The following is a 13,394-nucleotide window of genomic DNA, read 5'->3' on the forward strand; positions in this document are numbered from 1 at the left end:
GTCACCTCGCGGAGTGGGTCAGGACCCGGTCGCCGGCCGTCGCGATCGCCGCGAGCTGCGGCTGGGCGATGGCCAGGTAGTCGGGGGTGGACAGGGCCACGGAGCGGTCCAGGCGGGCCGCGTTGAAATAGATCTCTTCGGTGAGGATCAGGCCCTCGTCGACGACGAGGTGCAGATCGGGGTGGAAGCTGAGCGGCATCACCGTGCCGCAGACGCTGCCGGCCAGGCGCTCGGCGATCTCGGGCGTGGCGAACGCCGTCCGCCCGCCGCCGAACAGGGCGCCGACCGCCTCCAGGTCGACCTGCCGGTCACCGGGGACCACCGCGAGCACGTACTTGCCGACCCGCTTGGTGATGCTCACGCGGACGACGATGCACTTGGCGGCCTGCTCCAGCGGGTGGCCGCGCAGCACGCTCGCCAGGTCCGTGCGGCCCTCGGCGGGGTGGTCGATCAGCCGGTAGCGGGCCTGGTGCCCGTCGAGGTGGTCGAGCAGCCTCTGGTACATCACAGTTCCTCGCCGACGTAGTGCCAGTCCTCGGGATTGATCAGCCCGAAGGGGTTGATCGGGGCCACGCCGCGGAGGTCCTTGGCGACCTCCAGGAGCCGGAAGGGGAAGTTGGGCATCCAGATGACCGGGACCTGCTGCGCGATGTAGTCCTGGTAGGCGTACAAGTCCTCCAGGTCGTCGCTGACCACGGTGCGGGCGATCAGCTCGTCCGCCTTCGGGTCGCTGTAGCTGCCGAAGTTCACCGAGGAGCCGGTCGAGTAGAGCGCCTCGCCGGTCGGGTAGAAGCCGGGTCCGTAACCCCAGCCGCCGTTCCAGTCGCTGAACTCCCACAGGCAGGGGCTGTCGGGGCCCGGGGTGCAGGTGGTGTCCTCCAGGACCAGGACGCTCGCCTCGACCTCGGTCAGCACGATCTCGATGCCGGCCTTCGCGGCGTCGGCGGCGAACGTGCGCATGACCGCGGTCAGGGTCTCGTGGCCCTGGGCGTAGCGCATCGAGAACCGCAGCGGGGTGCCGGCGGGGATGCCCTCGCCCGCCTCCCCGGGGCCGGTGCCCTCGCGGACGCAGAGCGCCGGGGTGGTGCTGGTGTCCCAGCCGTTCTCCGTCAGGAAGGCGCGGGCCGCATCGACGTCGAAGGGGTACGGGTCCTCGTGCGCGGCGGGTGAGAGCAGCGGGCTGTCCGGCAGGGCCGGGATGGGCCCGGTGGTCGGGTAGCCGTAGCCCTTGTAGACGTCGCGGATGGCGCCCCGGGAGTCGAGGCAGGACTGCAGTGCCTGACGGAAGTAGAGCTGCTTGAAGATCTTTCCGGAGACGGTGGGGTTGTTGAAGTTGATCGGGAAGTAATGGATTTTGTAAGTGAGCTGGGGGACGAGGTCGTAGTGCTCGCCGAGCGGGTTGGGACCGCCGGCCAGCAGGTCCTCGGCCGGCTCGGTGACCTCGTCGAAGGGCAGGAAGCCGATCTGCACGCCGTCCAGGGCCTCGGGGCCGCGGCGGAGCATCTCGTACTGCTCGGTGTCGGAGCCGGTGGGGATCAGGCGGAATTCGTCCAGGTAGGGCTTGTTGGGGCCGGAGTAGCTCTCGTTGGGCACGAGGACGGCCTCGCCGGAGACTCCGTCGATCGTGTAACTGCTCAGCTTCCAGGGTCCGTTGACCACACTCCAGACGGGGCTGGTGTCCCAGCTCTTGCGCTCGTCGTTGCAGGCCCGCAGGTAGGCGTAGACCGCGGAGGCCTGGGCCGGGTCGTGGGTGGCGTCGGCCGGCCGGTCGTCGGCGGTGCGGTCCCAGGCCTTCGGCAGCGGGGTGATGGTGCTGAACTGGTTCATCAGCACCCAGTTGTGCGAGTAGGCGCGGTCGAAGGTGAAGCTGACCTTGTCCTCGGCGACCTTCTCGTAGCCGGTCAGGTTGTCCGGGAAGAAGCCCGGCGTGTACCCGCCGAAGCTGTCCTTCTCGGCCTCCAGGAGGTGCATCCACAGCATCACGTTGTCGGCGTTGACGCTCTCGCCGTTCGACCACGTGTAGGGCTTGACCGTAATCGTCGCCGTGCGGCCGTCCTCGCTCCACTCGGGGGGTTCGGCGAGGCTGCGCTCGTAGTCGACCGTCGGCTGGCCGCCGGTGCCGTACCAGTACAGCGGCCGGTACATCAGCGTCTGGAATTCGTGCAGGTTGGCCACCCCGTAGTACTCGCCCGGGGTGAAGGGGAAGATGAAGACCGGGCTGAAGCCGCTGGTGCAGGCCCAGGTCACGCTGCCCCCGCGGAGCGGGGTGGTGGGCGGTGTCATGTCCTTACCTCCTCCAGTGCGGATTCACCGCTGTCCGAGTGGGCTCCGTAGCGCTCCCAGCGCTCGTTGAGCCGGATCCGTCCGTCGTCCAGGAATTCGGGGGTGCTCCAGCACCGTCCTGCGACCACCTCGCCGTCCGCGAGGACCATCGTGTAGGCGAATTCGAGGTTCCCGTCGGGCTCCACGCGCCCGTTCAGCGAGCCCCTGCGGACGGGGCCTCCGTCGAAGTCGGCCCAGAGCAGGTCGCCTTCCTGGCGGTAGTGGCCGACGGGGGCGTCCTCGCCCGCCGGGTAACCGGTGTTGCGGAAACTTCTGCCGTCGTAATCGATCACGGGCGTCGTATCTCCTGAGTGATGCATTTGACCGCGCCACCGGCCTTCAGCAGTTCGGACATGTCCACGCCGTGCACCTCGAAGCCGCGTTCGCGCAGCTCACCGATCAGGTGCGTGGCGGTCTCCGTCACGACCACGTTCAGTCCGTCGCTCACCGCGTTCAGGCCGAAGGCATCGGCGTCCTCGCGGGTGGCGAGGATCGCGTCCGGATACAGCTGACGCAGCGCGTCCCGGCTCTCCTCGGAGAAGGCGGCGGGGTAGTACGCCACCAGGTCGTCGTCGAGGACGAACAGTGCGGTGTCCAGGTGGTAGAAGCGGGGGTCGGTCAGGGTCAGGCCGACCACCGGCAGGCCGAAGAACGCGCGGAGCTCCTCGTGCGCGCCCGGGTCGCTGCGGAATCCCGCGCCGGCCAGGATCCGCCGGCCGGCGGGGGCGAAGTCGCCCTCGCCCTCGTTGACGTACTGCGGGAGGTGGATGTCGGTGTAGCCGCGGGCCTCGAACCAGGCCCGGTGGGCGTCGGCCTCGGCCGCCCGCTCCTGGTGGCGGAACTTCGCGATCAGCACCTTGCCGTCGACCACGGTGGCGCCGTTGGCGGAGAACACCATGTCCGGCAGGCCCGGGACCGGGTCGATGTAGGAGACCTCGTGTCCGAACCCGAGGTAGAGGTCCCGGATCCGCTCCCACTGGGCCAGCGCCAGGTCGGCGTCCATGGGCTTCTCGGGGTTCATCCACGGGTTGATCGCGTAGGTCACCTCGAAGTGGGTCGGCCGGCACATCAGGTAGTGCCGCCTGGTGGCCGTGCGCCGCGGGGTCTCAGCCATGCTCCGGCCTCATCTCGGTGCGGATCCGGCCGGCCGCGACGTGCGCGGTGGTCAGCGCCTCCGTCAGGGAGGTGCCGGTGGCGCCGATGAAACCGAGGATGTTGTTGCCCGCCGGCGGGCGCTTGATGACGGTCCCCGGCGTGGCCGTGATCTTGAGGAAGAACAGCGCGGGGTCCTCGGCGACCTCGGTCGGCACCTCGATGGACTCGACCGTTCCCGCCCCGCTGATCAGGCACATCGCGGCGGTGTGCACACCGGTCGGCGCGTAGTGGGAGACGTCGGGCCGGATGCCGCGCGCCACGTCCGCCACGCACCGGATGGGGTCGTGGCCGGCGCTGATGCGCGCCATGTGGTCGAGACCGCCGCCGCCGGGACGGATCGCTATCTCCAGGATGAAGGGCTTGCCCTGGTGGAACCTCACCTCGGCGTGCAGCACCGACCGGCGCAGACCCTGGGCGTGCGCCGCGTCCCGGACCACCTCGTGAACCGCTGCGATCTGCTCGGGGGTCAGGGAGCTCGGCGCGTGGTGGACGTCGTCGTCGAAGGTCCCGCTCTCGACGGTGATCCGGTCCACGATGGAGCCGAGGTACACCTCTTCGTCCCAGGCCAGCGCCTCGATGAGGTGCTCGTGGCCGTCGAGGTAGCCCTCGACGATGATCCCGTTCGGGCCGAGGTCCAGTCCGTCGGCCTCCATCAGGGCCCAGGTCATGGTCTCGATGCCCGAGGTGGCGTCGGCGAAGCGGGCCCGCATCTCCTCGGGGTCGTCGACCTTGAACACGAAGTTGCTGGCGGCGCCCAGGGTGGGCTTGAGGATCAGCGGGTAGCCGAGCTCCTCACCGGCCGTCAGGGCGGCCTCGACGTCGGGGGCGTACCGGAATCCGGGGTGCGCCGCGCTGCCCCGCTCGTGGGCCTGGCGCATCAGCAGCTTGTTGCGGCTGGTCCGGGCGGCCTCGAAGCCGATGCTCGGCAGGCCGAGCGCCTCGGCGACGACCGCCACCGTGACGACCCCGGACTCCGAGAAGGTCAGGACCCCCTCGAACTCCTCCTCCGCGTGCCAGATCTTGGCGGCGGTGACGATGTCCTCGATCTGCTTGGAGCCGGCGATCCGGTAGCGCTCCGCGTCCCAGAAGTCCTCGGTGCCTATGCCGTTGAGTACGTGGACCTCGGCCCCGAGGGCTTCGATCTGCTGGTAGCGCGAGATGTAGTAAGTGGCGTTCTGGCTGGCCTCGATGGCGAGCAGCTTCATCTGTGCTTCTCCCCTCAGACCTTGGCCGGGACGGGCTCGGCGGCTTCGGTGACCTCGGCGGCCGGCTCGGACACGGTCTCGGCGGCGGCAGCGGCCTCGGCGGCGGCGACCTCACGGTCGTGCTTGCGGAGCGAGACGACGGTCAGGGTGGCGATGACCACGACCAGGGCGGAGAGGGCGTAGAAGCCGTTCTTCACGTTGGTGGAGTCGACCAGGAGCGAGATCAGGACGACGGCGGTGGTGCCGGCCGCGAGGCCGAAGGCGTTGGTGGCGCCGAAGACGAAGCCCGTCTTCTCCTCGGGCGCCGCGCTCATCAGGGCGGTACGGGCCGAGATGCGGGCCACGCAGAAGGCGATGGCGGCGAAGGGGATGACGGCCATCATGGCGTAGAGGTGGACGGACTCCAGGGACAGCAGCACCGCGAAGGCGAGGTAGCCGATCAGGGCCGTCTTCAGCACGGTGGCCTTGGAGCTGATCTTCTTGAAGGCCCAGGCCGCGAACAGCGCACCGATGCCGAACAGGGCGTCGACGATGCCGAGGTAGCCGGCGTTGGACTTGAAGCCCTCGATCACCAGGACCAGCATGATGCTGTTGCCGACGATGATGACGATGTTGCCGATGATGTAGAGCAGCGCGAGACGGGCCAGCGGTGCGCGGGATCCGGCCGCGGCGGCCTTGGCAGCGGCGGCGGCCTTGGCAGCGGCCTCCGGGGCGCTGGTGCCCTGGCCGGCCGGGCGGCGGCCGATGAAGAACAGCAGGGCGGCGGAGAGCAGGAACGTGATCGCGTTGAAGTAGAAGAGCGACGTGGTGCCGACCCAGACGATCACCCAGCCGCCGAGGGCCGCCGAGGCGAGCGTGCCGGCCTGGATGGCGATCTCGGCGTTGCCGTTGAACTGGGCGAGCCGGGACTCCGGGATGCGCTCCTTGATCAGGGCGTTGCTGGCCGGGAAGAAGAGGGCCGCGGAGATCGACAGGATGAAGCTGGCGACGTAGCTGACGGTCGAGGGGTTACCGCCGAGGGCCAGCCAGACCGGCAGGCCGATCGCGGCGGCCGCGCTGGCCAGGTCGGAGATCATCGCCAGGGTGCGGCGGTCGAAGCGGTCGGCGAGCTTGCCGAAGAAGAGGGACAGCGCCACCTGCGGGATGGTGACGGCGATCATCAGCCAGCTGACCGCGAGCATGGTGTTGGCCTCGGTGAAGACCAGGTAGGAGGCGGCGGTGAGCTGGATGCCGTTGCCGAGGTTGGTGATGAAGGTGGCGGGGATGAGCAGTCGTTCTGCCCGATTGGGACGGGGCGGGGCGATCGTGGACACAGTGCTCCTCGGAGGTCAGGCTCGGATGTCGGCCGGCTCGGCCACGGGCGCGAAGGCCCCGACCGCGGTCGACAGGAGGGGGAGTCGCAGCGGAGCGACGGGGTCGGCCGGGAAGGCGCCGGCCGGCAGGCTCAGGTCGGCGCCGGCCGCCTCGGCACGGGCCGCGAGGTCGACGAGCAGCGGAGCGGCGCACGCGGTCAGCGTCCGGACGGCGAGGACCAGGTCGCCGAGGTCGCTCGGGACGTCCGCCGCCACGCGGTCCGCCTGCTTCAGCAGCCGGTCGAGGTGGACGACGATCAGGTCCGCGGCCCGGTGGAGGCTGAAGCTCTCCAGCTCGTAGTGGGAGCGGAACCGCTCGACGACGATCCCCGCCTCCTGGGCACCGGTCCCGGAGACCGGCAGCAGCGCGTCCGCCGGAACGCCGGTGAGCAGCGCGTCCAGCCGGCCCGCGAGGTGGTTCCACGGATCGACCAGCCGGGAGCTCGACAGGCTGTCGAGCGCCTCACGGCTGAAGTTCGTCCGGGAGTGCTCCGGCGCGGTGAGCGCCAGGTAGAAGCGCACCAGGTCACGCGGTACCTCGGCCACCAGATCGGCGGCCCACACCACGTGGCCTTTGCTTGTGGAGAACTTCTGGTTCTCCAGTTCGTAGAACTCGTTCGACACGATGGCGTGCGGCTCGACGTACCGGTCGCCGTGCGCCATCAGCAGGGCCAGGTGCGTCATTCCCCAGAAGTAGACGTTGTCGAATCCGAGGAAGTACACGAGGTCGATGCCGTGCTCGGACAGCCAGTGCTCGTCGAAGCGGTCGGTGTGCTCACCGAGCTGCTCGGCCGCGTACCAGGTGCAGTACATCGAGGCGGCCATGCCCTCGGCCCAGGCGTTGAGGACCTGGCCCGGCGTCTCGGTGAACGGCGCCGGGATGCCCCACGCGGTCGGGTAGGTGATCGGGAAGTCCGGCAGCGGGCGGTCCAGCGCCTCCCGGACGAGCTGCGCGGTGTGCGGGCGCAGCACGTCCCGGTGGCGGACGTAGTAGTCGGCGAGCCGGTCGCGGTACTCCTCCATCGGCAGCACGAGGATCTGCGCCTCGCGGTGCGTGACCACGGCGTCCGGGTCGACGGTGGAGCGCGGACGCAGCAGTTCGTCGAAGTTGTTGGGGTGGCCGCAGGACTCGCAGAGTCCGCCGCGGCTCTCGACGAGGCACACCGGGCAGTCGCCGGCGACCAGGCCCTCCATCAGGTACTCGCCGGTGGCCTCGACGTACGGCAGCAGCACCGTCTTCAGCCGGAAGGCCCCCTCGCTGTGGAGGTCGGTGACGAAGTCGACGACGGTCTGGCGGTAGCCCTTGTCGAAGGGGGCGAAGCCGTCGACGGAGACGCCGGCCGCCTCCAGGGTGGCGCGGATCTGCGTGGCGGAGCGCAGGGCCAGCTCCTCCGGGGTCAGACCGGCGCGGGCGGCGCTGGCCACCACGTAGGTCTGGCTGTCGTCGGTACCGCTGGTGAAGATCACCGGCCGGTCCGACGCCCGCAGGTAGCGTGCGTACACGTCGCCCGCCAGGTAGGGGCCCGCCAGGTGCCCGGTGTGCAGGTCCCCGTTCGGGGTCGGCGGCGGCGCGATGATGACCGTACGGCGTGTCATGCCTGGGCTCCTTGGTGGCGAGCTGCGAACCGCTGTGTCATGTCGAGGTCCCACCAGACGCTGTACATCTCGAAGTCCTCGTCGGACTCGTTGATCACCCGGTGGTCGGAGCCCGGGGTGAAGTGCACGATGTCCCCGGTCGTGAAGGGCTTGCGGACGCCCTGCGACTCCAGGACGGCGGTGCCTGCGACGGCGATGAAGATCTCGTACTCGTGGTGGGCGTGGGCGGTCGATGCGGTGCCGGGGCGGATCACGCACCAGGACCCTTCGAACGGGGCGTTGAGCTCGGGCCAGGGCAGCAGCCGCTGCGCGTCGAGGCCGTTCTCGTGCGTCAGTCCTTCGCGGTCGAGTGGCTGGGTGAGCATGTGCTTCGGTCTCTCCTCGTCAGGCGGGTACGGCTTGTGAGGGGCGCGCGGGTCTCAGACCGCGCCGGCGAGCGCGAGTTCGCGCGGGGCCGGGGCGTCCGCGGAACGGTTCCGGCGGTGCGCCAGGATGTCCTGGGTGATCTCGGCGGAGCGGCCCGCGAGCACGCTGAGCAGCGAGTCGGCGATGCCGTGGGTGGCCTCGTTGACGCCCTGCAGGTAGCAGGCGGCGGTCGCGGGGCGGCCGAGGTCGAGCCGGTAGTTGCGGCTCACGTTGATCTCCTCGACACCGATCGACTCGGCGAGGGCCTTGACCGCCCACGGCATCTCGCGGACGAAGCCGGTGCCCAGGAGCACCAGGTCCGTGCGCATCTCCCGCTCGGCGCCCGACTTGCGGTCGACGAGGGTCAGGACGACCTCGTCGCCGTCCATGCGGGCGCCGGTCACGTCCGTCATGGCGTGCATGCCCAGGCGCTCCTGGCCGGAACGGCGGTCCTGGTAGAACTGCCGGTACAGGCCGTCGAGCGTGGCGGGCGAGAGACCGCCGTAGTTGGAGCGGTACATCTCGCCGAGGAGCTGCTGGCGGGCCTCGGGCGAGGAGCCGTAGAACTCGTCGATGAAGGACGTGTAGTAGAGCTCGTTGGTGAACTTGCTGCTCTCGTAGCCGTTCAGACCGATGGAGCGCATGATCATCGTCGGCTTGCACTCGGGCAGGTCCCGCAGCGCGGCGCCGAACAGCTCGGCCGCGCTCTGGGCGCCGCCGATCACCGCGACGCGGTGCGGCAGGTCGGCCCGCACCCCGGCGATGCGCTGCGTGTACTGGGTGCTGTGGATGACGCGCTCGGCCGGCAGACCGTCGAACACGGCGGGGACGTGGGCGTCACGGCCCGCACCGATCACGAGGTAGCGGCAGCCGATGGTGTCGCCGTCGGCCAGGGTGACCAGCCAGCCGGCGACCTCGCCGTCGTCGCCCGTCACCGCCTCGACGCCGGCGCATTCACGGCCGTATTCGACCTGCACCGTCTCCAGTTCATTCGCGACCCACTGCAGGTACTCGGATATCTCGCTGCGGTAAGGAACGAAACTCGCAAGGTTGACGAAAGCGTCGAGACGTTCCTGCGAGTGAAGGAAATTGACGAAGGAAAATCTGCTGGTCGGATTGCGCATGGTGACCAGGTCCTTGAGGAAGGACACCTGGCTGAGCGCGTCGGGCAGCAGCATGCCGCGCTGCCACACGATGTCCTGCTCGCGCTCGATCAGCAGGGTGTCTCCGGCCAGCTCGGGTGCGAGCTCCTCGACGGCGACCGCCAGCGCCAGGTTCGCCGGGCCTGCGCCGACTGCGAGCAGTTCGACATTGCGATGCGCCATGGAAGTACCTCCAGATGGAACAGGTGGACAGGTTCGTACGGTCAGGCAGGACGGTTCGCGTCCTTGCGTTGCCTCCCGGGTGATGACCACATTCCATGGCGCCGCCCGATTGCCCGGAAGCCGTCTCGGCCACGGACAATCAACTCGGCGGCGGCCCTCGCGGGCGCGTTGATTGGCCGGTGTCCACGATTACTTCCGGTCAACTCCGAGCCCCATTTCCATGGGGTCTTGTGATCAGTTGCGTCACACGCATCCGGCTGGCCGAACCATCCCTCGGGCAGCCGGGCTTCCATCGAAACCCCATGAGAAGGAGCCCTCGTGCCGCTCACCGAGCCCATCACCCCTGCCGGCGCGCTCTACCGTTCCGAGAGCCCCACACGGGTCGCCACGCGCCGACGTCTGCTGATGTGCCGTCCCCGGCACTACGACGTCACGTACTCGATCAACCCGTGGATGAACCCGCAGCACGCCACGGACAACGCGCTCGCCGTCAGCCAGTGGGAGGGCCTGCGCGACCTGTATCTCGAACTCGGCCACGTGGTCGAGGAGATAGACCCCATCGAGGGCCTGCCCGACATGGTGTTCGCGGCCAACGGCGCCACCGTCGTCGACGGCAAGGTCTACGGGGCCCGGTTCCGGCACGCGGAGCGCACCGCCGAGGGGCCCGCGTACCTGCGGTGGCTGGAGGGCCGCGGCTACACGGACTCGCTGTGGCCCGAATTCGTCAACGAGGGCGAGGGTGACATCCTCACCGTCGGCCGCCGCCTGCTGGCCGGTACCGGCTTCCGCACGGACCCGCGTTCCCACGCGGAGGCGCAGGAGTTCTTCGGCCTCCCGGTCACCTCGCTGACCCTGGTGAACCCGGAGTACTACCACCTGGACACCGCGCTCTCCGTGCTGTCCGAGGACGAGGTCATGTACTACCCGGCCGCCTTCTCCCAGGGCAGCCAGGCCGTACTGCGCGCCATGTTCCCCACGGCGATCCTGGCCACCGCCGAGGACGCGGCCGTCTTCGGCCTCAACGCCTTCTCCGACGGCCGCCACGTGCTCCTGCCGGCCGCGGCCACCGGCCTGCACGCGAAGCTGCGGGCGCGCGGCTTCGAGCCGATCGGGGTCGAGCTCTCCGAGCTCCTCAAGGCCGGCGGCAGCGTCAAGTGCTGCACGCTGGAGCTGCGCGATCGCTGACCGCGCAACCCTTTCGGCGGCGACGGTGTTTCTACCGTCGCCGCACGGCCCTGGCGGTGGGCCGGGTCGTGACGAACGAAGATCATGACGAACGAAGGAGTCCCGCCATGCCGACCCCCGGTCCGCTCAGCGATACCACCGCCACGGTGGAGATCCATCCCACGGCCCTGGGGCCGCTCGTGCTGGCGGCGACGGACGACGCGCTCGTGCTGTGCTGCTACGGCACCACCGAGGAAGCCGCGGAGCGCCTGGGCCGGGCCGGACTGCGCCCGGCCGGACCGGGGGAGGCGGGCGCACCGGGACGCAAGGTCCTGGACGAGGCCCGGGAGCAGATCGACGCGTACCTGGCCGGGACGCGCCGGGACTTCACCGTCGCGACGGACCTGCGGCTCGCCACCCCGTTCAGCCGGCGCACCAACCTGATGCTGGCCGAGTTCGTCCCGTACGGGCGCACCGCGACCTACGCGGAACTCGCCCGGGCGCTGGAGCGGCCCGGCGCCGCGCGTGCCGTCGGCACGGCGCTGGGAGCGAATCCGCTGTGCGTGGTGCTGCCCTGCCACCGGATCATCGGCTCCACGGGCAGTCTCAGCGGCTACGCGGGAGGGCTGGAGGCCAAGCGCCATCTGCTCGCCCTCGAAGCCGCGGCCGCGCCGGCCGCCTGAATCCGCCCTCCCCGCCGCAGAAAGCAGAGCATGTGAGCGCGTACGAGCCGTCCCAGCTCCCCGGCCTCGAACTGCCCGGCCCGGTCTTCGCCCCCTCCGCGCCCGGAACCCTCGACTGGACGCGGCTGGCCGCGGAACTGAACACCGAGGGGGTGGCGGTGACGCCGCCGCTGCTGTCGGCCGAGCAGTGTGCGGAGCTGCGGGACCTCTTCGACCACCCCACGGCCTTCCGCAGCACCGTGACCATGGCGCGGCACCGCTTCGGCGAGGGCCTCTACCGCTACTTCGCCTACCCGCTGCCCGAGCTCGTCCAGGACCTGAGGGAGCGGCTGTACCCGCCGCTCGCCCTGATCGCCAACGACTGGGCGCGGCGTCTGGGGCAGCCGGCCTTCGCCCCCGACCACGCGGGGCTGGTCGAGGCGTGCGCGGCCGCCGGGCAGCACCGCCCGACCCCGCTCCTGCTCCGGTACGGGCGGGGCGGCTACAACTGCCTGCACCAGGACGTCTACGGTGACCTGACCTTCCCGCTCCAGGTGGCGATCATGCTCGACCGCCCGGACGAGGACTTCACCGGCGGGGAGAGCGTGTTCGTCGAACAGCGCCCGCGCGCCCAGTCCCGCCCGCTCGTCAGACGGCCGACCCAGGGCCAGGGCCTGATCTTCACGGTCGACCACCGCCCGGTGCGTTCGGTGCGCGGCTGGAGCCGGGTGACGCTGCGGCACGGCGTGAGCGCCGTCCTCAGCGGGGAGCGCCACGTACTGGGCGTCATCTTCCACGACGCGCGGTAGGAGCGGTCGGATGTCTATACCGGGAGGCGGCGGAATCAACCGGTCCGAGGACCCGGTTTCTGCCGCCCCGTTCCAGCGGATCGGCGGAACCCGCGGTTCCTGCGGGTCAGCGCCCCGTACGGCGCGCCCGCCCCCGGCAGAACCGCCGCTCGCGCTGGAGTTCCGCTGAAGTTCCGCACCACCTGGCTTCCGTACGGTCGCCTTGCGACGGAGCGCCGATCTTGACGAGCCGTCGTGCACCACGGCTGATCGGGCGGTCCAACGTGAGGAGCGGTGGCGAACATGCAGCACGTCCAGGGCGCACAGGTCACGACGTCAGGGCACGATCCCGGACCCGACGGTCCGGGCCTTGCGGTCGACAGCTCTCAACACCGGCTCATCACCGCGTCCCTGCAATCGCTGGCGCAGGAGATGAACGACATCGCCGAGCAGGCGTCCGCACTGCTCACGACTCCGGCGGGCCGTCCGTCGACCGACTCCGAGGTCTTCGCCCGGATCGCCCGCAGAACCGTTCCCCGCTGGCACTTCGCGATGCTGAACGACACCGAGCGCAATGACGCCCTGGCCGGCGCTCTGGCTCGTGGCGTCCCGGCCGGAGCGACCGTGCTGGACATCGGCTCGGGGAGCGGGCTGCTCGCCATGGCGGCGGCCCGGGCCGGCGCGGCCCGCGTCATCACCTGCGAGATGAATCCGCTGCTCGCGGAGGTGGCCCGGCAGGTGATCGACGCCCACGGCTTCAGCGACGTCATCACGGTGATCGGAAAGCCGTCGACCGCGCTGGAGATCGGCCATGACCTCGACGGCCCGGTGGACGTGCTGGTCTCGGAGATCGTCGACTGCGGGCTGATCGGCGAGGGGCTGCTGCCGTCGATCCGGCACGCGCGCCGGCATCTGCTGAAGCCCGGCGGGATCATGTTCCCCTCCGCGGCCCGGATCCTGGGCCGGCTGGTCAGCAGCGAGGACATCCTGCGGCTCAACCAGGTCACGACGGCCGGCGGCTTCGACGTCTCGCTGATGAACACGCTGTCCACCCGGGGCCACCTCCCGGTGCGCCTGAGCACCTGGCCCCACCGGTTCCTGTCCGAGACCGCCACGGTCGTGGAGTTCGACCTGGCCGGGGACCCCCTGGAACCGGGCGAACGCCAGGTCGACCTCACCGCGAGCAGCGACGGGGAGGCGCACGCCCTGGTCGTCTGGTTCGAGCTGGACATGGCGGCCGGCACCACACTGACCAACTCCCCGGAGAACACCCGGTCGCACTGGATGCAGGGCTGGGTCCCGCTGGAGAAGTCCGTCCAGGTGAAGGCGGGCGAGAACGTCCCGCTCCGGCTCCGGTGGAGCGACTTCTCCCTCAGCGTGCACGTCTGACGTCCCACCGACACCGCCCGCGGACCCACCC

13 protein-coding genes are annotated in these 13,394 nt (G+C 70.2%); 4 read left to right on the top strand and 9 right to left on the bottom strand.

Annotated elements, in window-relative coordinates; translation table 11 throughout:
• Window position 1: 1 nt before the first annotated feature.
• From KO717_RS18145 to KO717_RS18185, 9 genes are read right to left on the bottom strand one after another with little or no spacing between them, the layout of a single operon-like run.
• Window positions 2-505 carry a YbaK/EbsC family protein gene (locus KO717_RS18145; RefSeq protein WP_301368898.1) on the bottom strand — a complete coding sequence of 168 codons (504 nt, stop codon included), beginning with the start codon at window positions 503-505 and terminating at the stop codon, window positions 2-4.
• Window positions 505-2,283: an ABC transporter substrate-binding protein gene (locus tag KO717_RS18150; RefSeq protein ID WP_301368900.1), complete on the bottom strand. Its 1,779-nt coding sequence runs from the start codon at window positions 2,281-2,283 to the stop codon at window positions 505-507. The genes KO717_RS18145 and KO717_RS18150 overlap by 1 nt, the downstream gene beginning before the upstream one ends.
• Window positions 2,280-2,615, bottom strand: coding sequence for a hypothetical protein (locus KO717_RS18155; RefSeq protein ID WP_301368902.1), 336 nt, complete (start codon window positions 2,613-2,615; stop codon window positions 2,280-2,282). Before KO717_RS18155 ends, KO717_RS18150 begins: the two co-directional genes overlap by 4 nt.
• A complete protein-coding gene (gene ddaH / locus KO717_RS18160) occupies window positions 2,612-3,436 on the bottom strand; it encodes a dimethylargininase (RefSeq protein ID WP_301368904.1) in 825 nt (274 codons plus the stop codon). The genes KO717_RS18155 and ddaH (KO717_RS18160) overlap by 4 nt, the downstream gene beginning before the upstream one ends.
• Complete coding sequence (locus KO717_RS18165) at window positions 3,429-4,682, bottom strand: ATP-grasp domain-containing protein (RefSeq protein WP_301368905.1); 1,254 nt, start codon at window positions 4,680-4,682, stop codon at window positions 3,429-3,431. The genes ddaH (KO717_RS18160) and KO717_RS18165 overlap by 8 nt, the downstream gene beginning before the upstream one ends.
• A gap of 14 nt (window positions 4,683-4,696) precedes the next feature.
• Entirely contained in the window at window positions 4,697-5,995 is a 1,299-nt protein-coding gene (locus tag KO717_RS18170) for an MFS transporter (protein WP_301368906.1), read from the bottom strand.
• A gap of 15 nt (window positions 5,996-6,010) precedes the next feature.
• Window positions 6,011-7,630, bottom strand: a complete 1,620-nt coding sequence (locus KO717_RS18175; protein ID WP_301368908.1) for a class I tRNA ligase family protein — start codon at window positions 7,628-7,630, stop codon at window positions 6,011-6,013.
• A complete protein-coding gene (locus KO717_RS18180) occupies window positions 7,627-7,995 on the bottom strand; it encodes a cupin domain-containing protein (RefSeq protein WP_301368910.1) in 369 nt (122 codons plus the stop codon). Before KO717_RS18180 ends, KO717_RS18175 begins: the two co-directional genes overlap by 4 nt.
• Before the next feature lie 54 nt (window positions 7,996-8,049).
• Window positions 8,050-9,360, bottom strand: coding sequence for a SidA/IucD/PvdA family monooxygenase (locus KO717_RS18185; protein ID WP_301368911.1), 1,311 nt, complete (start codon window positions 9,358-9,360; stop codon window positions 8,050-8,052).
• Window positions 9,361-9,678: 318 nt separating this feature from the next.
• On the opposite strand from KO717_RS18185, the gene ddaH (KO717_RS18190) reads away from it, so the two are divergent.
• The 4 genes from ddaH (KO717_RS18190) (at window position 9,679) to KO717_RS18205 (ending at window position 13,363) form a co-directional block, all read left to right on the top strand.
• A complete protein-coding gene (gene ddaH / locus KO717_RS18190; RefSeq protein WP_030714021.1) occupies window positions 9,679-10,545 on the top strand; it encodes a dimethylargininase in 867 nt (288 codons plus the stop codon).
• Between the two features lie 107 nt (window positions 10,546-10,652).
• Window positions 10,653-11,207, top strand: a complete 555-nt coding sequence (locus tag KO717_RS18195) for a methylated-DNA--[protein]-cysteine S-methyltransferase (protein ID WP_301368913.1) — start codon at window positions 10,653-10,655, stop codon at window positions 11,205-11,207.
• A 32-nt stretch (window positions 11,208-11,239) separates the two neighbouring features.
• Window positions 11,240-11,995, top strand: a complete 756-nt coding sequence (locus KO717_RS18200; protein WP_367401532.1) for a 2OG-Fe(II) oxygenase — start codon at window positions 11,240-11,242, stop codon at window positions 11,993-11,995.
• Between the two features lie 282 nt (window positions 11,996-12,277).
• Complete coding sequence (locus KO717_RS18205) at window positions 12,278-13,363, top strand: 50S ribosomal protein L11 methyltransferase (protein ID WP_301368916.1); 1,086 nt, start codon at window positions 12,278-12,280, stop codon at window positions 13,361-13,363.
• Window positions 13,364-13,394: the final 31 nt, after the last annotated feature.

This window comes from Streptomyces xanthophaeus, from assembly GCF_030440515.1.
GTDB lineage: Bacteria > Actinomycetota > Actinomycetes > Streptomycetales > Streptomycetaceae > Streptomyces > Streptomyces kutzneri.

Excerpts from the sequence above, each read along its gene's own strand:
- KO717_RS18145 (WP_301368898.1), bottom strand. The coding sequence starts at position 505 with ATGTACCAGAGGCTGCTCGACCACCTCGACGGGCACCAGGCCCGCTAC.
- KO717_RS18150 (WP_301368900.1), bottom strand. The coding sequence starts at position 2,283 with ATGACACCGCCCACCACCCCGCTCCGCGGGGGCAGCGTGACCTGGGCC.
- ddaH (WP_301368904.1), bottom strand. The coding sequence starts at position 3,436 with ATGGCTGAGACCCCGCGGCGCACGGCCACCAGGCGGCACTACCTGATG.
- KO717_RS18165 (WP_301368905.1), bottom strand. The coding sequence starts at position 4,682 with ATGAAGCTGCTCGCCATCGAGGCCAGCCAGAACGCCACTTACTACATC.
- KO717_RS18175 (WP_301368908.1), bottom strand. The coding sequence starts at position 7,630 with ATGACACGCCGTACGGTCATCATCGCGCCGCCGCCGACCCCGAACGGG.
- KO717_RS18180 (WP_301368910.1), bottom strand. The coding sequence starts at position 7,995 with ATGCTCACCCAGCCACTCGACCGCGAAGGACTGACGCACGAGAACGGC.
- KO717_RS18185 (WP_301368911.1), bottom strand. The coding sequence starts at position 9,360 with ATGGCGCATCGCAATGTCGAACTGCTCGCAGTCGGCGCAGGCCCGGCG.
- KO717_RS18195 (WP_301368913.1), top strand. The coding sequence starts at position 10,653 with ATGCCGACCCCCGGTCCGCTCAGCGATACCACCGCCACGGTGGAGATC.
- KO717_RS18205 (WP_301368916.1), top strand. The coding sequence starts at position 12,278 with ATGCAGCACGTCCAGGGCGCACAGGTCACGACGTCAGGGCACGATCCC.